Below are 19,881 nucleotides of genomic sequence, written 5' to 3' on the forward strand. Positions count from 1 at the left end.
ACACAGGAGCGCATGGTGCGGGATGACAGAGTCGGGGCGTGGCTCAACGACGTGCTACATACCACATGAACGTTCCTGCTGGCTATGTGTGGGCTCTCCACACGGTCATACAAAAGCTAACTAGGGGTCACTCTGGGCGGACAACATCATCCATGAATAGCACTCTGCAAACACGCCAGTCGTCCCATCGACCTCCTCAAACTCGATAAGCAACTGGTGAGACTCTATCTCTTCGCCACAGTCAGGGCATCGGCCAAGCATCGTCGGATCACTCGTCACACGGGATTAGAGAGACGCATGTGACACAATCTGTCTCCAGTAGTTCTCACACAATGCCACAGCAAAGATGTTTGGCCAGAGTATTATTCAGTGACGTCGTTCATGGATTGTGTTCATTAACTTTGTTCATTAGTTTATCGGAGTTGCCCGTCGCGACCTCCGAGGCCATGGATGACTGTAGTCCCTTCACACCACACTGTCCATTGAGTGTGCTCATCACAAATATTCATTCTGTTCGTTCATTGGGAATGTTCATTAGTGAATACAACGAATGAACCCACGTAGTGAACACAATGGTGGTATGTACAGAAGATTCAAGGTGGACGTTCTTGATGAGACAGTATGCTCACGTACTCGACCTACAGCGAGGCGGGCGGGGTTGGGAAGACGACCACCGCAGCGAATCTGGCGGTCGCGCACGCTCGGGCGGGGAATGTTCATTAGTGAATACAACGAATGAACCCACGTAGTGAACACAATGGTGGTATGTACAGAAGATTCAAGGTGGACGTTCTTGATGAGACAGTATGCTCACGTACTCGACCTACAGCGAGGCGGGCGGGGTTGGGAAGACGACCACCGCAGCGAATCTGGCGGTCGCGCACGCTCGGGCGGGGCTGAAACCGCTCGTCGTTCCGCTCGACCCGCAGGACGGCGACCTCTCGCGTCTCTTCGGCGTTGACGACCAGCGGACGGATTCAGTCGATAACATCGTCCGGCATATGATTCGACGCCCCAACGGCGACTTCGACGACCTCATTCGAACCGTCGAGGGTGTCGATATCGTTCCCGAACACAATATGCTCTCAGATTTAGCCGACTTTCTCCAGCGAGAGAAAGACCAGGCAGAGGCCATGGGCGAAGCGTTCGGGATGCACGCACAGCTACTTCGCGTGCTTCGCGAGGCCGGCGTCCCGGAGGAGTACGATGTCTTGATCTGTGACCCGCCAGCGACTGAAGGGCCACACCTCTACAACGCGATTCACGCGACGCGGTCGCTTGTCATCCCCGTCGAGCCGAGCGCCAAAGGCCGGGCGGCAGTCGAAGGGCTCGAAGCCCTCGTCGCGGGCTTCGAAGACCAACTCGAAATCGACGTCGGTGTGCTCGCCGCCGTGCCGACCGGATTCAAAAACACGCGTGACCAACGGCAGGTGCTGACTGAAATCGACTATCCGATTCCGGAAATCATCAGCGAGCGTGCCTCCCTCATGGAAGGCTGTTGGATGGAACAGTGTTCGGCGTTCAAGTACGTTCGCGAACATCGCGACCGCCGCCGCGACTACGAAATCGAGACGCTCGCGCAGTTCGACCGCATCGCGAGACATCTCGAACAACAGGTCGGCATCGAAGCGCCGAACCCACCGGAACCCGGTGACGTCGACCACGAGGTGATGACGGTATGACTGGGATGAAGAAAGGAGCTGGTGAAAACCCGTTCGCGGACGATTCGTCGACCGAATCGAAGACCGATACAGCGCCCGAGGCTGAGGAACCAGCACCTGAGCAGGACGATGAGGGTGGTTCGAACCAAGCCGAGGACGAAGACGAAAAACAGTCTCGCCAACAGATCCAGATTCCATACAAATTCCGCCGCGACGGCGTCCAAGACGGCCGTGACCGGGTTCCGCTGTTCTTGCAGAAGGAGACGAAAGTCGCGGAGCGAGACGCCCTCCGAGAGTTCGAAGACCGGTTCGAAGAGAACGTCTCGCTCACCGACCTCCGTGAAGCGCTCATGAAGGTTGGACTGCAACACCTCGACGAAACGGAAGAGTGCCTCGAAGAGTGGGGCTACGGGATGACCTTCGACTAGCTGAAGACCGGTTCGAAGAGAACGTCTCGCTCACCGACCTCCGTGAAGCGCTCATGAAGGTTGGACTGCAACACCTCGACGAAACGGAAGAGTGCCTCGAAGAGTGGGGCTACGGGATGACCTTCGACTAGCTGAAAAAGGCGCTCACAGACTGTCAGATAGCAAAAACCGACAGCCTACAGGGATTGGTCACAGTTCGAATCCTTGACCGGTCGAATGATTTCTCGATACTAAGCAACAAGGGTCGCTCGTTAGTGGCTCGTTCTAAGGACCAAGAGTTTCGGAATTAGGACAGATATAACATCGAAATACAAATTTTAATTGGCTCATTGTCCCTGTGAGACAACGAGACTTAGCACTCGGGGCGAGAAAACCAGTGGGTAGTGGATATATCTAATATCGCTATACAGAATTTAAAATCGTAGACTACCTGAGAAACGCCGCGTCGTTGCAACAGCGACACGCAGAACGGCGAGTCGTACCCCAACGACTACCATTAGAAGTAGAGTCTTTCTCAGATGGCTACCGACTAATGGTGTATCGCTCAGGGCTGAAAAACCGCGATCACGGGGGCTCTTCGCTCGCGTCGACAGGCGACGCGCGGACGCGGGACACAGAAGACGAATCCCGTGTTCACGCTCGCAGAGCGTCGTGTGGTGAACGGGTTGTAATCTTGGCGAAAGCCGAGAGTGAGCGACGACTACCCGAAAGGATTCAAGAGTCGCTTCCGGCGTACCCCATCAATACACGGGGGGAGGTTCTCTGCCAGACATGTAACGTGTTGACTCGAAGATTGAGTGGTTAAGAAGTCCGCAACCCGACACTGTCTTGTTCGGTTCTATTAGCTCTATGTGGAGGGCCATTAGGATTAAGTAAATTGTATATAATTACAAATCGATGACCGTAGTTTCTCAACTGCGCGTCAGGAACGCGGTGGACGACTGCTCTGGACCTCCGACCGCGCAATCGAAGCATTATGACACACTCAAATCGGCGGAAGACACGGACCGAACAGTCACCCGATAGTCGGCTCACACCGACGCGACGGCAGTTCTTGCAGGCGACCGGAATGGCTGCAGTAGCCGTGGGGGTTAGTTCACAGTCCGGTGCCGCGGCAGCGACGAATGCGCCAAGCGCCCCGGGTCGAATCTCGAACCTCGCGGCGTACCTCGAAGACCCCGAGAAAGTCGCGGAGAACGTCGAGCCGACTCACGTCACGAGCGCCGTTCCCTACGAGTCCGTGCGCGCTGCTCGGACGGCGGACGAGCCGTTTACGGAAATCGAATCGCGATTCGCGGAGTCGGAGTACGTCCAACTACTCAACGGGGAGTGGCAGTTCGCGTTTCACGGGAAGCCTGCCGACGTTCCCGACTCGTACGACGGCCTTGCGAGCGACGAGTGGGGCTCGATAGACGTCCCCGGTGTCTGGCAGACGCAGGGGTACGGCGAGCGGATTTACGCGAACAACGCCATCACGTGGGAAGCCTACGAACCGAATCAGGACGGCGATTTGGTTCCAAACGAGGACGGGACCGTCGACGTTCCGGGCGTCGACGACGACGGCCTCAACCCCGTCGGCACGTACCGGCGGTCGTTCGCAGTTCCAGAAACGTGGGACGGGCGTGAGACGTTCCTCCACTTCGAAGGCGTCAAGCAGGCCTTCTTCGTGTGGGTCGACGGCGAGTACGTCGGCTTCCGGACGGGGTCGATGACGCCCGCCGAGTTCGACGTCAGCGACCACGTCGAGGCCGGAGGAGACCACCAGGTCACGGTTCAGGTGTACCACTGGTCCGACAGCGAGGCGCTGGAGACCATCGACATGTTCCGGTACGCCGGCATCTTCCGGAGCGTCTACTTGTTCGCGACGCCGGCGGTACACCTCAGGGACTTCTACGCGCGCACCGACCTCGACGACGACTACGAGGACGGCGAACTTCGTATCGACGCCGAGATAGCGAACTACGGCGATGCTCCGGCCGGGGAGTACGTGGTTCGCGCGCACCTCTACGAGACCGCCCGCACGAAACCGGGCCGCGGACCACCGCGCGGAAAAGGTGCGAACGCGGCAGGCGGAAACGGCGGGAAGGAAAAGGGGAACGAGGCATCCCGGAGCCGCGGCCCGCCGGACGACGCGGGTCCCGGCGGCCGGCCGCCCCGCGGGCGTAAGGTCACGACTCTCTCGTCGACCGCGACCGTGGACGAAAACGGTGCGGTGGTCTCGCTCGATGCCGACGTACCGAACCCCGCGAAGTGGTCGGCCGAACAGCCGAACCTCTACCAGCTCGTGTTGGAACTCGTACCCGCGGGCGGCACGCCAACGGAGGCGATGCTGGAGAAGGTCGGTTTCCGGACCTACGAGACGACCCGCGGACGACACGGTGCCGAGGTTCTGGTCAACGGTGAGTCGGTCGATATTCAGGGCGTGAACCGCCACGAGACCGACCCGGACTTCGGGCGAACGGTCCCGATCGAGCGCGTTCGGGAGGACATCGAGACGATGCGGCAGTTCAACATCAACGCGGTCCGGACGTCCCACTACCCGAACGACCCGTCGTTGTACCGACTCGCGGACGAGTACGGCCTCTACCTGCAGGACGAAGTCTGCGTCGAGTCCCACTGGTGGCAGGGACTGCTCGCCAACACCGAAGTCTACCACGACCAGGCGGTCGCGCAGTTCCGCCGAATGGTGCTTCGAGACCGCAACCACGCCTCGGTCTTCAGTTGGTCGACCGGCAACGAGGCGGGGACCGGTGCCGAGCACATCGAGATGGCGTCGCTCGCGGCCGACTCTGACGAGTTCATCCCCGAGGATACCGCCGATGTCAGCGGCGTCGAGACCGTCGAGTCGTTCGACGGGGACGTAGAGGGGGTAGCCCCTGACCGCATCCTCTATCACCAGCCGAACGGCGGCGGCTGGAACGTCGAGTACAGCGACATGCTCGGGCCTCGGTACGCCGATATCGGTACCTTGCTGTCGGTCGGTGACGGGTCGTACATCGGCGACGGGCTCCGCCCCGTAGTGATGGGCGAGTACAACCACGCGATGGGCAACAGTCTGGGGCTCGTACACGAGATGTGGAACGAGTACATAAAGCCGCCCGTCCGGGAGGCGACTGACCGGACGGGGTCCGAGAACCCCGGCGTGCTCGTCGGTTCGCCGGCTGTCGTCCCCGGACCGGACGCCGCACCGGGAGGCAACACCGACGGAGCCATCGAACTCGGCGCGGGCGACGCGATCGAGATTCGACGCGACGCCGAACTCGAACACGGCGGCGAGTTCACGGTCGGCGCGACGATTTCCGTCGACGAGGGGACCGCAATGGACGCCGACGTTCCCATCGTCGTCGACGACGGCAGGTACGCGCTGGCGGTTTCGGACGGCGAAATCCAGTTCTCGGTCGGAGGCGGTGAGAGCACGGTCTCAGCTCCGGTCCCCGACAGTGGTCTCGACGGCTGGACGACCGTCGTCGGCGTCGCCGATTCCACCGAGCTCGAAATCTACGTCGACGGCGCGCTCGCGGGCGAGTCGAGTCACACCGTCTCGGGCCTTCGCGCCGGGGAGGAGCCGATTCGAATCGGCGGCGAGGCCGCCCTCGCGGTCGACGGCCTCGGCATCTACGACCGCGCTGTGAACTCCGACGAGACGAGCGATGCCGATGGCGAACTGAGGGACGGCGCAACCGTCGCGTACGATTTCGCCGACCTGCTGCGAGACAAGAGTCTCGTCGGCGGGTTCATCTGGGACTGGGTCAACCAGGACCTGAACGACACCGCGGCGGACGGCGAGGCGTTCCAGTTCTACCACAGCGACGGTCCCGACGGGGCGTTCTGTCTCAACGGATTGGTCTGGTCCGACAGAGACCCACAGCCCGAGCTGTGGCAACTCAAACACTGCCACCAGCCGGTCGGTGTCGCCGACGCCGACGTCGCGGCGGGAGAGGTGTACATCTCGAACCGGTACAACTTCACGTCGCTCGACGGCGTCGAGGGGCGGTGGGAACTGACCGCCGACGGCGAACCGCTCCGCTCCGGTGACTTCGGTGTCGACATCAGCCCGGGAGAGACCCGCCGCGTCAGCCTTCCCGTCGAAGCGCCGTCCAATCCCGGGGCCGGCGTCGAGTACCGACTGACGGTGCGGTTCACGCTGGCGGAAAGCACCACGTACGCCGATGCCGGCCACGAAATCGCGTTCGAGCAGTTAGCGGTTCCCGTCGACGCGCCCGAACCGGAGACCGCGTCACTCGATTCGATGGGGCCGCTCTCGGTCGACGAAGGCGGCGATATCACCGTCTCCGGTGACGGCTTCGAGTACGTCGTTGCTGACGACGCGGGGACGCTGTCGTCGATGGCGTACGAGGGAACCGACCTACTCGAACGCGGCCCGCTGTTCAATTCGTGGCGCGCCCCGGTCATGAACGAGATTCAACAGTGGGGGAGCGCCCCCGCGCTCTCGTGGTACGAGGCGGGGCTCGACGAACTGACGCACTCCGTCGAGTCGGTCGGCGTCGAGCGCCGCGACGAGTCGCTCGTCGAGGTCGCAGTCGAGGGCTTCGCCGAAGGCGCTGAGCCGGCGCGTCGGCTGGCGACCCCGGACCGCTCCGAACACGACAACGACGGCGTACTCACGGGGGAGGCCGGAATCGTCACCGGTGCCTCCGGGCAAGCCGTCGAGTTCACCGACGACGGCTCGCTCTCGCTGGGGCGGTCCGAGAGCCTCGACGTCACCGACGCGGGACTCACAATCGAGTTCTGGGTCCGCCCCGGCGAGCCGCAGGAGGGTGGCGCGGCGCAGGTCTACGTCTCGAAGGGCGGACGGCAGTATCTCCTCAAGCGCCGCGAGAGCGGTCGTGACGGGTATCTGGAGTTCGTGTTCAACGCCGACGGCTGGCACGTCGCCGACGGGCCGGTGCCGGACGACTGGGCGGGTGGCTGGCACCACGTTGCGGGCGTCTGGGACGGCAGCGAGATGACGCTGTTCGTCGACGGGGAGCGACTCGGAACCGGGTCCTACGAGGGGACGCTTCAGCACGTCGACGCGCCGACGCAGGTCGGGTCGAGCGTCGCCGACGGTACCGCGCTGGACGAGGTGCGAATCTACGACCGCGCGCTCGCCGAGGACGAACTCGGTTCGCTCGCCGCGGACACACCGCTCGACGGCGCTGTGGCGTGGTTGCCGCTCGACGAGTTCAACAGTGTCGGGGATGCGAACGGCCCGGGCTTCGCCACCAGCTACCGCTACCGCATCTACGGAAGCGGCGACGTAGCTCTCGATGTCGAGGCCCGTCCCAACGAGGGGCTTCGCGAGACGGTAGACGGCTGGCTTCCGAAAGCCGGCGTCCAACTCGAACTCCCCGAGCGATTCGACGACTTCGAGTGGTACGGACGCGGCGAACTGGAGACCTATCCCGACCGCAAGTGGGGTGTTCCAATCGGCCGCTACGAGGGAACCGTGGACGAACAGTACGTCCCGTATCTCCCCCCGACCGACAACGGGAACAAGGCACAGACGCGGTGGGCGACGCTCTCGGACGGTGAGGTGTCGCTCCTCGGAACGTTCGGCGAGGGGAACGCCAACGTCAGCCTCGAACAGTGGGCGAATCTCGCGGCGGCCGAACACCAGTACGAACTGGAGGACCGCGGGTCCGTCGGGTTCAACCTCGACCACCGCGTGACCGGCCTCGGCGGAACGCCGACCGAGCCGCTCGACCGGTATCAGGTCCCGGTCGAGTCCACCGCGTTCAGCGTCGTCCTTCGGCCGTTCGATTCCGACGACGACGATCCGATGGCGCTGGCGAACCGACGGCTCCCCGACCCGCAGGAGTAGCCCCCGAACCGACGTCTCGAATTTTTTCATCTGCGAGGCCCCGTTGAACCTTCTTTCGCAGTTTGTCCTGCCGAATCCGTCCCTGTCTGACAACGGGTACTGTCGTGCGAACGTCCGGGGTTCCGAGAGCCCCAAACAAACGTCGAGGGGCCGAGAACCATTTACATAATCCGAACGCCGGTCGCTCTCACGACAGTGTCGAAGACGGGTTTACAGAGCTATGTCTGTAATCAAACCGGGGTTAACACCCTATATCTGTATAATGTGAACACATAGCATTGTAGCCATTTACATAATGTAAGATGATGATTGTCTGATGTGGAGCGCGAACGACGGGCCGCCTGTCGGGTGCGTCGTCGGACGAGTCGCGGAAGCCCGTTCCCCGCCGGGGCGTCGAATCGGGAGTTCCGATTGGGCGAGTCTAAATGTTTAATATGTTTCGCAAGAGACGTTTCGACTGTCGACATGAGTAGCGACAGAAACTACGAGCGAGAGTTCGTACGCACGTTCTTCACCTCGCCGACCGCGGTCGGCGGCGAGAACTCGGCGAAGATGTTGCAGAGCGCGGCACAACTGCGGGGGATGCAGGCCCCCGACACGTGGATTCCGGACAACGAAGACGCCACGGCACCGTCGATGCGCGACGAGGGCGTCCAGAACCTCGTCGAGGTCGTCTCCGAGCACGGCGCGGAGTTCCCCGGCGAGATTCACCCCCGCGTCGTGTGGCACCGCGACGACCCCACGACCCGGTACGAGGGCTTCAAGCAGATGCTCGAAATCACCGACCCCGAGAACGGGGCGGTCGAACACATCGACGGCTTCGTCATCCCCGAGGTCGGCGACCTCGACGACTGGAAGAAAGCCGACGAGTTCCTCACCATCATCGAGAACGAACACGGCCTCGACGAGGGAAGCCTGTCGATGTCGGTCATCATCGAGAGCGGGGAGGCCGAACTCGCGATGAGCGACCTCCGCGCGGAGAAGGGCAAGCCGTCCAACAACCTCGAACGACTGTTCCTCCTCGTCGACGGGCAGGTCGACTACACGAAGGACATGCGCGCCATGACGCCGACCGGCGAGCTTCCGGCGTGGGCCGAACTCCGGCACAACACCTCTCGCGGCGCGAGCGCCGCCGACTGCATCGCCGTCGACGGCCCCTACGACGACATCCGCGACGTGGAGGGCTACCGCGAGCGCATGGTCGAGAACCGCGCCATGGGGATGACGGGTATCTGGGCGCTCACGCCCGGACAGGTCGTCACCGCCAACGAGGCACCCCTGCCGCCGAAGACCGGCAGTTGGCTCCTCGAACTCGACGACGACGAAATCGAACTCGACGACGAGGACGGCCGTCAGGTGTACGACGGCGACGAACTCTCGCTCGAACAGGTCGGCGACGACAGCTACGTGCTCCGCGTCGACGGCGAGGAACTGGAGTGCGACGGCGAGGAACTCCACGAGGAACTCCTCGACCTGACCACCTACGTCCCGAGCATGGACGACATCGTCGACTCCATGGAGGAGTTCGAGGCGGCCAAGGAGGCCGGCAAGGGCGCGATTGCGATGACACAAGCGACGACGCTGGTCATCGATGACGTTGAGGTCGACATCGCTAAGGACCGCATGTGGGACGAGGCGACGTATCAGGCCGCGATGACGCCGGTCGCCCTGTTCCAAGACGTGTACGAGCACCGTCCGGACCAGCACGACGCGCTCGAAGAGATGTACGGCGCGGACATCGTCGAGCGCGCGATGGCAGTCGGGACAGACGACTAACGCAGCCAGCCGGTCAGCCAGACACGCACAACCAACCCGCGTCTGTCCTTTTGGCGTCCGACGTCCCCGAAACGGGGGTGTCCGCCTACGAGAGCTCCGCTTCTAACGACTCGACCGCGCTCAGCAGTTCGTCGGCGAACTCGCGTTCGAGCCGCGTCATGTCAACCTGATACTTCGGCCCGCCGACGCTGAGTCCGCCGACGATGCGCCCGTCGCCGTCGTGGACCGGCGCGCCGATGGCGATGAGGTTCGGCGCGAACTCCTCGTCGACGACGGCGTACTTTTGGGTGGCGATTTCGTCCAGCGCGTCGAACAGTTGGTCGGAGTTCGTAATCGTCCCCTCGGACTCCCTCGGCAGCCCCCAGTAGTCGATAATCGACTCGACCTCGTCGCGGTCCAGTTCCGCGAGGATGGCCTTCCCCGCGGCCGTGTTGTGCAGGTGATACTCCGACCGGTAGCGGATGCCGTTCGCGTCCCGCCCCTCGTCGGTCGACGAGCCGTAGCACATGAGCAGCCGGCCGTGTTCGAAGACGGTGAAGTTCGCCTCTTGACCGGTCGCGCGGGCCAGTTCGTCGACGACGCGTTCGACGACCTCGTCGCTCGGGTACCGGTGTCTCGCACGCTCGCCCAACAACGCCACCCGGAAGCTGACGTGGTAGACGCCGTCGCGTTTGACCAGATACCGACTCTCCAAGAGCGTGTTGAGGTGGCTGCAGATAGAACTCTTCGAACTGTCGACCATGGAGTCCAGCTCGGCGAGCGTGAGACCGTCGTGTTCGAGAATGAGGCTGAGAATCTCCAACGAGGCCTGGGTCGTCTTGAGCCGTCGCCCGGTCACGTTCTCGATCATACATCGACTATTATCATGATGGTTGATAACTGTTGCCATAATGTAAATCAACTGAACTGGCCAGCAAGCCCCACTAATTCGGGCATGTTTCTCCACGATTTCTTCGGGAACAAACGCAGCACCGCGACGAACGCGGACGCCGAGAAGTTTCAGGCGGCCAGTCCGGGCGTGAGTGAATCGAGGCGCGTCTCCGTCGTCGCGTTTCAACGATGCGAGCGCGTTCGGTGTCCCGTCGCGACTGTTCGTTCGCGCGTCAAATCGCCCGCGACCGTTTCACCCAACCGATGCGCGTGATGGCCTCCGCTCCGAGTTGTCCGAGGAGGCTCGCGGCTTCGAGGTCGTGTTCCTCGAACGCGTTGACGACCACGTCGCCGGCGCTGAGCACCCCGTGGCTCCCGATGGGGACGTACAGCCCCGACCGGAGCGAGCCCCGACTGTGGTCGTCTTCGGTGTGCTCGTGGTTCGCGTGGATGACCGGTTCGCCCGTCCGGTACGTCCGCGCGGCCGGCGTGTCCTCGCTGACCGAGTAGTTCGGGCGGTCGCCGGCGCGTTCCAGACACTCTTCGGTCGCCTCGATAGTCTGGAGCATGCTCCGGTTCTCGTCGACCAAGCGGACGGTCGTGTTGACGAGACCGAGGACGTTCTTCGCCGCGTCGGCCAGAATCTCCGCGACCTCCGCCTTCGAACTCGCGTTCCGTAGCTCCTGACTCGTCCGCCGGAGAATCTCGATGCGCTGTTCCTGTCGCTTCGTGTCGGTCACGTCCTGTACGACGCCGTGGAGGGTGACCGTCCGACCGTCTTCGACCAGCGGTTCGCACGCCAGCCGTATCGACCGCTCGGTCGTTCGCTCGCTCGCGTACTGCACGTCGATAGAGAAGGACTCGCCGTGTTCGATAGCGTCGGCGAGGCGGCCCATCACGCCGTCGCGGTCGGCCTCGGCGTACTGGTCGACGACGTCCGAGACGGTCGGCGTCGCCGACGCGTCGAACCCGTGTATCCGCTTTGCCTCGTCGCTCCACCACAGTTCGTCGCTCGACACGTCGTACGACCACACGCCGATGCCGGTCAGTCGCTGGAGGCTGGCGAGCAGTTGGTCGACCTCCGTTTCGGACGCTGCCGGGACAGCGCGTGCCACGTCAGTTTGGTTCCAGTTCGGTGACCTGACCATGAATGTGGTTACGTACCAAGGACGTGAATATAAATCCCCACCTCGGCCGTCGCGGGCGGTTCGGGGGACGAGAACGCGTCGCAACACCAGAGGATTTAATCCGTGCGTATGTGTACCATTGATGATGGCAGTCGAAGACATTCTCGACTCCCCTCGGGGAGGAGAGACATCGGCGACGACGCTAGACTTGGACCGGCCGGACGTGGCGGCGTACTCCGCGTTGGCGTCGGAGTTACGGGGCCGCGTCGACGGTGACGTGAAGTTCGACGAGTACGCGCAGGTGCTGTACGCGACCGACGGCAGTATCTATCAGGCGCGACCCGCGGGAGTCGTCGTGCCGAGGGACGCCGACGACGTGCGCGCCGCCGTCGAGACGGCGACGAGTCACGGCGTCCCCGTTCTGCCACGCGGAACGGGGTCATCGCTGGGCGGCCAGACCGTCGGCCGGGGCTGCGTCGTCGTCGATTTCACGAAGTACATGGACGACATCGTGGATATCGACCCGGAGGCGAAGCGCGCGACCGTCCAGCCGGGATGCGTCCAAGACCACCTCGACGCCGCGCTCGCCGACCACGGACTGAAGTTCGCGCCGGACCCAGCTTCGTCGAACCGCTCGACCGTCGGCGGCGGTATCGGCAACAACTCGACCGGCGCGCATTCGGTCCGCTACGGCATCACCGACGCCTACACCGAGGAGTTACAGGTGATTCTGGCCGACGGGTCGCGGATTCACACCCGCGAGGTCGTCCTCGACGGCGACGAGTACGAGTCGATTCTCGCCCAAGGCGACTTGGAGGCGGACATCTACCGGACGGTTCGGGGCCTCGTCGAGAACCACGAGTCAGAAATAGAGAACAGATATCCGTCGCTCAAGCGCTCGGTGTCGGGGTACAACCTCCAGAAGGTCATCTACGAGAACGACGACGGCGAGGAGGTCATCAACCTCTCGAAGCTGTTCGTCGGCGCGGAGGGGACTCTCGGCGTCATCGTCGAGGCAACCGTCTCGCTCGTCACCAAACCGGACGAGACGGCGCTCGCGCTGTACTGCTTCGACGACCTCGTCGAGGCGATGGAGGCCGTTCCCGAAGCCCTCGAATTCCCCGTCAGCGCCGTCGAACTCATGGACGACGAGGTGTTCCGCCTCGCCCGCGAGTCTGAGGGCTACGCCGAGTACGCCGAACCCATCCCGGAGGGTGCGAAGGCGGCGCTGATGCTGGAGTGGGACGACGAACTCGTCGACGACTTCGAGGCCGCGGTCGCCGACACGAACGCCCACTTCGTCGACTCCGGCGCGGCGTTCGACGTGCTCGAAGCCTACTCCGAGGAGAGCCAAGGCCGACTGTGGAAGCTCCGCAAAGCCGCGATTCCGCTGTTGATGAGCCTCGAAGGCGACCCGAAACCCTACCCGTTCATCGAGGACGCGACCGTCCCGCCCGAGGAACTCGCGGAGTACGTCCAGAAGTTCGAGGACGTGCTGGAGGACCACGGCACGTCCGCCGCGTACTTCGCCCACGCCGGGTCGGGGACGCTCCACATCCGCCCCATTCTGAATCTCAAAGAGAACGAGGGCATCGAGAAGATGCACTCCATCACCGACGACGTGACCGACCTCGTCGTCGAACACCACGGGGCCTTCTCGGGCGAGCACGGCGACGGGATGGCCCGGACCGAGTTCAACCCGAAGATGTACGGGCCCGAACTCTGGGGCGCGTTCAAGGAGCTGAAGACGGCGTTCGACCCCGACTGGGTGTTCAATCCCGGCAACGTCGTCTACCGAGACGGACCCTCGGACCCCGGACCGGACAGCGACCGCGGCGTCGGCGCGGACATGCGCGAGAACCTCCGGTACGGTCCGGACTACCAGTCCGTCGAGCCCCAGACCGACCTCGACTTCTCCGACGAGGGGGGGTTCTCGCACCTCGTCGAACTCTGTAACGGTTGCGGCACCTGCCGACAGACCGACTCGAACACCATGTGCCCGACCTACCGCGCGTCGAAGGAGGAAGTCCAGACGACTCGCGGGCGCGCGAACATGCTCCGGGCCGCCATCTCGGGCGAACTCCCCGAGGACGAACTGTACTCCGAGCGCTTCCAGACCGAGGTGCTGGACCTCTGTGTCGGCTGTAAGGGCTGTCAGAGCGACTGCCCGACCGGCGTCGACATGGCGAAGCTGAAGTCCGAGGTGAAACACCAGTACCACCAAAAGGAGGGCACCAGCCTCCGCTCGCGGGTGTTCGGCAACATCGACACGCTGTCCGAACTCGGAAGCAAACTGGCCCCGCTTTCGAACGTCGCCGCGGAGCTACCGGGAAGCCGCCTCCTGATGGAGAAGGTCCTCGGCATCGCCAGCGAGCGCGAACTGCCGACGTTCAGCAGCGAGTCGCTGGAAGAGTGGTTCGAGGCCCGCGGCGGGTCGTCGGTGTCGCCCGCCGACGCCCGAGGGAAGGTGCTTCTGTTCCCCGACACCTACACCAACTACAACTACCCCGAACCGGGGAAAGCCGCCGTCGAGGTCCTCGAAGCCGCGAACGTCCACGTGCGGATTCCGAGCGACCTCGAATCGAGCGGTCGCGCCGCGTTCTCGATGGGGATGCTCGACACGGCCCGCGACCGGGCACGACACAACGTCGGGCGGCTCCGCCCCTACGTCGACGACGGCTGGTCGGTCGTCTTCGTCGAGCCCTCCGACGCGGTGATGTTCCAAGACGAGTATCTCGACCTCCTCGACGGGACGGCCGTCGAACTCGTCTCGGGGTCGGCCTACGGCATCATGGAGTACCTCGACGTCGTTCGCGCCGACGAGCACCTCGACTTCGACGCCCCCGCCGAGACGCTGACGTACCACGGACACTGCAACCAGAAGGCGACGAACAAGGACCACCACGCGGTGGGCGTCCTGCGTCGCTCCGGTTACGCCGTCGACCCGCTCGACTCCAGTTGCTGCGGGATGGCCGGGTCGTTCGGCTACGAGGAAGAGCACTACGAACTCTCGAAGGGCATCGGCGAAATCCTGTTCGGTCAGGTCGACGAGAGCCCCGGCGACGTCGTCACGGCACCCGGCGCGTCGTGTCGCTCCCAACTCGGCGACAGACCCGGCGAGTCCCGCCCGCCACACCCCATCGAGAAGATGGCCGAAGCCCTCGACTGACCACGTCACCGACACCCGATAGCCTGACGCACTCCCCCGCGAACCACAAGGCCCGACGCGACTCACGAACCAGCACCGAACCCGCCGCTTTGCACCCGCGGCGACTCCTCGTTTCGAAGGCTCCCGCCCGCGGAGCCGAAGTTCACGACCGGCGATACTTATTACTGACAGCAGCGGGTGCGTAGAGACGACGATGCTAGACGTACTGGAGACCGTCGAACTCTCGACCGCGTTTTTCGCCTCGCTCGGCGCGCCGGGACTGTTGCTCGTGGCGTTCCTCGAATTCTTCTTGCTGCCCGTCCCGCCGGACTTGGTGCTCGTTCCCCTTTCGGCGACGAACCCCGAGTTCGCGCTCCTGTACGCGGTCGTCGCCACCGTCGGGTCGGTGTCGGCGGGGCTGGTCGGCTTCCTCATGGGCAAGAAGGGCGGCCGACGCGCGCTGGACTCGCGGTTCGCTGGCGAGCGGATTCACAAGGTGGAGCGCTACTTCGAGCGTTCGGGGTTCGCGACGGTCGCGTTCGGGGCGTTCGCGCCGATTCCGGAGGGGTACGAACTGCTCTCTATCGGGTCGGGCGTGTTCGACCTCGACCTCCGGACGTACCTCGCGGCGTCGGTGCTCGGCCGCGGCGGGCGGTACGCGCTCGAAGCGATACTGGCGGTCTACCTCGGCGAGGCCGCCCGGTCGCTCTCCGAGGTCGACGTGTACTCGATTATCGGCGTCGCCACCGCGGTCGTCCTCGTCGCGTACGCCGTACGCAGTCGGTGGTTTTCGGAGCCGTCTGCGGACCCGATGCAGTAACTCGACGGCGCTCAGTCGGCGACCTCGTCGCCGCTCCGCCACTGGTCGATGACTTCGAGGAGGACCTCGGTTTCGAGGTCGTCGTTCCGCCAGTCGCCGACCGCGTCGGTCAGGCCCGTCGCGTCGACGACGTTCTCCTCGTTCGCGTAGGCCGCGATGGGGTTCTCGACGACGAACGGAATCATCATTTTGTTGTCCTCGTGTTCGAGCATGTGGCAGTGCCACGGGAACTGTCCGGTGTACCCCTCGAACGTGGCGATTATCCGCACGCGCTCGTTGGGGTCGACCCGGACGGTGTCCTTCGGCCCCAGTTCGTTCGGGTCCGGGGGTTGGGTCCCGTCGGGCCCGCGGCCGATGACCCGGAACGTGACGAGATGCAGGTGAATCGGGTGCCGACCGCCCGACTCGTTCTGCAGTTCCCATATCTCGGTCGACCCGAGTTGCGGGTAGACCGGCGCGCCCTCGTCGCCGAAGACGTGGCCGTTCAGGGTGTACTTGATGAAGTCGTTCTCCATGTCGACTTCGGTCCCGAGCGTCATCTCGCGGGTCACCCGCGCGTCGCTCTCGTCGTACGAGGCCGGCGCGGGCAGCGACAGGGCCGTCGGGTCGGCGCTCGCGTCTTCGGGCGGCGTCGACGGGTCTGAAACGCGGAACTGTACGAGGTCGGTCAGTTCGGGACCCATGTCCGCGCCGTTGGTGAGCGTGAGCGTCTCGCCCGCGTGGTCGGAGAAGTCCACGACGAGTTCGCCGCGCTCGAAGGGCGTGAGCAGGAGCGAATCGAGGTCGCCGCTCGGCCCGATGGGGACGACGGATTCGAGGAAGCCGTGACCGGGCGCGAACTGATACATCGTCGGGACGCCCGACCCGCTTTCGTTCTCGAACTGGAGGTCGAACGACCGGTGGTTCGCGCCGTTCACGACGCGGAGGCGGTACCGCCGCGGTTCGACCTCGACGTACGGCCACACGGCTCCGTTGACGACGGCCGTGTCGCCGAGAAACGCCGAGACGAACTCCTCGGGGTAGTACAGCGAGCCGTCGTCGTTGAACTCCTTGTCCTGCAACAGAAGCGGGATATCGTAGTCGCCCGACGGCAGACCGAGTTCGCGCTCGGCGTCGGTCGTAATCGAGTAGAGACCGAGGAGCCCGGCGTAGCCGTTGAGCCGGGTGATACCCAGCGTGTGGTCGTGGTACGTCGAGGTCGTTCGCCCCTGTTCCATCGGGAGTTCCTGCCACTCCGATTCGAACCGCGGCCCCTCGACCCCGCCCGGCGAGGTCCACATGTCGGACTGTCCGTCGCTCGCGGGGGCGACTTCGAGGCCGTGGAAGTGGGTGACGGTCCGGACCTCCGGGACCGGGCCGTCGTAGCCGGCGTGGTTCTCCGACGTCGTGCCGCCGATTCGCTCGTCGACGGGAAAGAGATGCTCGCTGGGGAGGTCGCTGTTGTCGAATCGAACGTGGACCGGACTCCCGGCGTCCGCCTCGATGGTCGGCCCGGGGTACGACCCGTCGAACCCCCAGACCGTCGTCTCCGGCAGGTCCGGGTGGAGCTGTTGGGTGAACTCGGAGACCGAGATCTCGTAGGCGTCCGCGCCGTCTCGCTGTCCGTCGGGCTCTCGAACCGACGGAATCGGGAGCGGTTGCACGAACTTATCCAACGCCGGTGACGCCGCCGACACGTTCGTCGTCGTCTGCGGGAGCGTTCCGGCGATGCCGAGGGCTGCGCCTGTCTGTAGAAACCGCCGCCTAGACCATTCTGTCATGATGGACCCTGAACTACGACTTGGGAGTTATTATATTAAAACTTCTGAATGTCCGAGTCAGGCCCGAGAACGCTGTTCGAGAGGCTGGAGGACGCGTTGGTCGACGGAGGTTCGAGGGGGAACGGAGAAGGTGCGGGGAGGGCCAATCGTCTCGTCGTCCCGTTAGTTCGTTCGCCGGCGCGCGAGGAAGACCGAGCCGAGCACGAGCGCGACGAGCGCGACCGAGACACCGAACCCGGGAACGGGCGTGTCCGTCGTGGTCGTCACGGACGTGTCCGTCTCGGGGGTCGCCGTCTCGGGCGCTCCGTCACCCGAGTCGTCGTCCGACCCGTCGTCATCGTCGTCCGAGTCGTCGTCTGAGTCGTCCCCATCACTCGAGTCGTCACCGCCGTCGTCACCGTTGTCGTCGTCGGTGTCCTCATCGTCGCCGTCGTCCGGGGAGTCAGTGGACTCGGGCGTGTCGGAACTCCCGTCGTCTGTGTCGTCGTCATCACCACTCCCGTCGTCGTCATCGTCATCGTCATCTCCACCGCCGCCACCGCCGCCACCGCCGGCGACTCCGTCGGAACCGACTGTGAGCGACTCGACGCCGTCGACGTCCATCTCCGTGCCGTCGGCGTCGAACTGCGCGAACCCGTCGAGTTGGTACGAGGCGTCTTCGTCCACGTCCTCGCCGGCGGTCACGCGGTACTGGAGCGTGACGTTCTCTCGGTCGCCGTAGGTGGCGAACAGTTCGTCGTTGGCGTTCCGCACGCCGGAGAAGTCCGCGCCGTCGTCGTCGACGAGTTCGACCGACGCGAAGCCGGGGTTGAACTCCTCGACGAGCGTGAAGTTCGTCGTCTCGTTCCCGGTTATTTCGACCGAGACGACGGTCGATTCACCGGGTTCGAGCGTCGTGTCGTCTGCCGAGCGAGTGAGGTCCCAACCGTCGTCGGACCCGCTTTGAACGTCGAGTTCGTCGGTGCCGCCGGTCGTCAGCTCCGACCCGTTCACGTCGGTGAAGCCGTCGAACTGGTACGCCGTGGCGGCGCCCGCGTCGTCGCCCGCGGTCACTTCGTAGACGAGGGTGACGTTCTCGCGGTCGCCGTAGGTAGCGAACAGCTCGTCGTTGGCGTCGCGGACGCCGGAGAAATCAGCCCCGTCGTCGTCGACGAGTTCGACTGACGCGAACGCGGGATTGAACTCCTCGATGATGGTGAAGTTCGTCGCCTCGTCCCGGTCGACCTCGACCCGTACCGTGGTCGATTCGCCGGGCGCGAGGGATTCGTCATCGACCGACCGAACCGCGCCGGAGTCGCCGTCCGACGCCTGCACGCTGATTTCGCCGGACCCGCCGGTCGCGGACTGCGAGCCGTTCGCGTCCGCGAAGCCGTCGAACTCGTAGACCGTGCCGGCCGTCGCGTCGTTGTCGGCGGTCACCTCGTAGACGAGCGTGGCCAACTCCCGCTCACCGTAGGTGGCGAACAGTTCGTCGTTGGCGTCGCGGACGCCGGAGAAGTCCGCGCCGTCGGCATCGACGATTTCGACCGAGCCGAACGCCGGGCTGAACTCCTCGACGAGCGTGAAGTTCGCCGCCCGGTCGCGGTCGACGGCGACCCAGACGGTCGCCGACTCGCCGGGCGCGAGCGTCGCGTCGTCGACCGACCGAATCACGCTCGACCCGCCGTCGGTCGAGACGCTGATCTCCCCGTCGCCGGTGGTCGTGGCTCGGGTGTCTTCGAGACCGAAGTCGCCGTAGCCGGTGAGCTCGTGGGTCGTCGCATTCGCCGAGTCGGCGGCGGTCACGCGGTACTGGAGCGTGACGTTCTCTCGGTCGCCGTAAGTGGCGAACAGTTCGTCGTTGGCGTCGCGGACGCCGGAGAAGTCCGCGCCGTCGTCGTCGACGAGTTCGACCGACGCGAAGCCCGGACTCAGCGCTTCGACCACGGTGAAGTTCCCCCGCTCGGAGGCGTTTATCTCCACCGTGACGGTGGTGGACTCGCCGGGCGCGAGCGTCGCGTCGTCGACCGTCCGCACGAGGGTCCCGCCGTGAGCGTCCGCGGCGACCGGCGCGACAGCCGCGCCCAGTCCGAGCGAACCGACCACCAAGAGAACTGCCACCACGACGACCGGAAGCGCGTGCCGGAGCTCCGCCGACCGCCCCGGACGTGGAATGTCCGGCCTCATGATGAGCGAGCGGACTGGGATTGTGACGGCCGCTTCGGCTCGTCTCGGCGGGGCGGGGTCGCCGGCGGTGTCTGTTCGACTCGTCGGTCGGGAGACTGGCGTCTCGGGCGCGCGCTACCTCTGGATGCGGATAGCTCGCTCTTGCTGGAAAGCATGCAGTCAGCGTGTGAATCGAAAGCGCCATGCAAATAGTTAACGATTATCTCGGAACGGCCGCGGGTCGGGGGGACCGCGACGCCACTCGCGGGACGCCGCTCGCGGGAGTTCGAGTCCGCTCGGGTCGCTGTCCGGTGTCTCGAAC

Annotated in this window: 12 protein-coding genes and 1 pseudogene; 8 read left to right on the top strand and 5 right to left on the bottom strand. The window is 64.3% G+C overall.

Translation table 11 applies throughout. The features are described 5' to 3' along the window. Window positions 1–127: 127 nt before the first annotated feature. Window positions 128–279, bottom strand: a pseudogene (locus BN996_RS20935) (DUF7837 family putative zinc-binding protein). Window positions 280–621: 342 nt separating this feature from the next. Here BN996_RS20935 and BN996_RS19835 point away from each other — a divergent pair. The 6 genes from BN996_RS19835 (at window position 622) to aceB (ending at window position 9,689) form a co-directional block, all read left to right on the top strand. Beyond that, a complete protein-coding gene (locus tag BN996_RS19835) occupies window positions 622–723 on the top strand; it encodes a ParA family protein (protein ID WP_226908775.1) in 102 nt (33 codons plus the stop codon). Window positions 724–806: 83 nt separating this feature from the next. Next, a complete protein-coding gene (locus BN996_RS15910; protein WP_089780688.1) occupies window positions 807–1,682 on the top strand; it encodes a ParA family protein in 876 nt (291 codons plus the stop codon). Next, a complete protein-coding gene (locus BN996_RS15915; RefSeq protein ID WP_089780689.1) occupies window positions 1,679–2,089 on the top strand; it encodes a DUF7970 domain-containing protein in 411 nt (136 codons plus the stop codon). Before BN996_RS15910 ends, BN996_RS15915 begins: the two co-directional genes overlap by 4 nt. Further along, on the top strand, window positions 2,062–2,220 hold the full coding sequence (locus BN996_RS20235) for a DUF7970 domain-containing protein (protein WP_167344154.1): 159 nt from the start codon (window positions 2,062–2,064) through the stop codon (window positions 2,218–2,220). Before BN996_RS15915 ends, BN996_RS20235 begins: the two co-directional genes overlap by 28 nt. A gap of 938 nt (window positions 2,221–3,158) precedes the next feature. Beyond that, window positions 3,159–7,913 (top strand): glycoside hydrolase family 2 TIM barrel-domain containing protein, encoded by a 4,755-nt coding sequence (locus BN996_RS15920; RefSeq protein ID WP_209446896.1) that lies wholly within the window; start codon window positions 3,159–3,161, stop codon window positions 7,911–7,913. Between the two features lie 465 nt (window positions 7,914–8,378). Beyond that, window positions 8,379–9,689, top strand: a complete 1,311-nt coding sequence (gene aceB, locus BN996_RS15925; protein ID WP_089780692.1) for a malate synthase AceB — start codon at window positions 8,379–8,381, stop codon at window positions 9,687–9,689. A gap of 85 nt (window positions 9,690–9,774) precedes the next feature. Here the strand turns inward: aceB and BN996_RS15930 are convergent, their stop codons facing one another. Both BN996_RS15930 and BN996_RS15935 read right to left on the bottom strand, forming a co-directional pair. After that, window positions 9,775–10,539 (bottom strand): IclR family transcriptional regulator, encoded by a 765-nt coding sequence (locus BN996_RS15930; RefSeq protein WP_089780694.1) that lies wholly within the window; start codon window positions 10,537–10,539, stop codon window positions 9,775–9,777. 253 nt (window positions 10,540–10,792) lie between these two features. Then, window positions 10,793–11,674 carry a GAF domain-containing protein gene (locus BN996_RS15935; RefSeq protein WP_042665293.1) on the bottom strand — a complete coding sequence of 294 codons (882 nt, stop codon included), beginning with the start codon at window positions 11,672–11,674 and terminating at the stop codon, window positions 10,793–10,795. A 154-nt stretch (window positions 11,675–11,828) separates the two neighbouring features. Between BN996_RS15935 and BN996_RS15940 the strand changes: the two genes are divergently transcribed. Then, window positions 11,829–14,855 (top strand): FAD-binding and (Fe-S)-binding domain-containing protein, encoded by a 3,027-nt coding sequence (locus tag BN996_RS15940; RefSeq protein WP_089780696.1) that lies wholly within the window; start codon window positions 11,829–11,831, stop codon window positions 14,853–14,855. Window positions 14,856–15,048: 193 nt separating this feature from the next. Then, on the top strand, window positions 15,049–15,654 hold the full coding sequence (locus BN996_RS15945) for a YqaA family protein (protein ID WP_089780698.1): 606 nt from the start codon (window positions 15,049–15,051) through the stop codon (window positions 15,652–15,654). 11 nt (window positions 15,655–15,665) lie between these two features. Here BN996_RS15945 and BN996_RS15950 read toward each other — a convergent pair whose 3' ends face one another. Together BN996_RS15950 and BN996_RS15955 are read right to left on the bottom strand one after the other, a co-directional pair. Continuing rightward, entirely contained in the window at window positions 15,666–17,330 is a 1,665-nt protein-coding gene (locus tag BN996_RS15950; protein WP_089780788.1) for a multicopper oxidase family protein, read from the bottom strand. Between the two features lie 246 nt (window positions 17,331–17,576). Then, window positions 17,577–19,499 (bottom strand): PGF-CTERM sorting domain-containing protein, encoded by a 1,923-nt coding sequence (locus tag BN996_RS15955; protein ID WP_089780700.1) that lies wholly within the window; start codon window positions 19,497–19,499, stop codon window positions 17,577–17,579. Between the last annotated feature and the right edge of the window lie 382 nt (window positions 19,500–19,881).

This window comes from Haloferax massiliensis (genome assembly GCF_001368915.1).
In the GTDB taxonomy this organism is placed as follows: Archaea; Halobacteriota; Halobacteria; order Halobacteriales; family Haloferacaceae; genus Haloferax; species Haloferax massiliensis.

Excerpts from the sequence above, each read along its gene's own strand:
- BN996_RS19835 (WP_226908775.1), top strand. The coding sequence starts at position 622 with ATGCTCACGTACTCGACCTACAGCGAGGCGGGCGGGGTTGGGAAGACG.
- BN996_RS15910 (WP_089780688.1), top strand. The coding sequence starts at position 807 with ATGCTCACGTACTCGACCTACAGCGAGGCGGGCGGGGTTGGGAAGACG.
- BN996_RS15915 (WP_089780689.1), top strand. The coding sequence starts at position 1,679 with ATGACTGGGATGAAGAAAGGAGCTGGTGAAAACCCGTTCGCGGACGAT.
- BN996_RS15920 (WP_209446896.1), top strand. The coding sequence starts at position 3,159 with ATGGCTGCAGTAGCCGTGGGGGTTAGTTCACAGTCCGGTGCCGCGGCA.
- aceB (WP_089780692.1), top strand. The coding sequence starts at position 8,379 with ATGAGTAGCGACAGAAACTACGAGCGAGAGTTCGTACGCACGTTCTTC.
- BN996_RS15930 (WP_089780694.1), bottom strand. The coding sequence starts at position 10,539 with ATGATCGAGAACGTGACCGGGCGACGGCTCAAGACGACCCAGGCCTCG.
- BN996_RS15940 (WP_089780696.1), top strand. The coding sequence starts at position 11,829 with ATGATGGCAGTCGAAGACATTCTCGACTCCCCTCGGGGAGGAGAGACA.
- BN996_RS15945 (WP_089780698.1), top strand. The coding sequence starts at position 15,049 with ATGCTAGACGTACTGGAGACCGTCGAACTCTCGACCGCGTTTTTCGCC.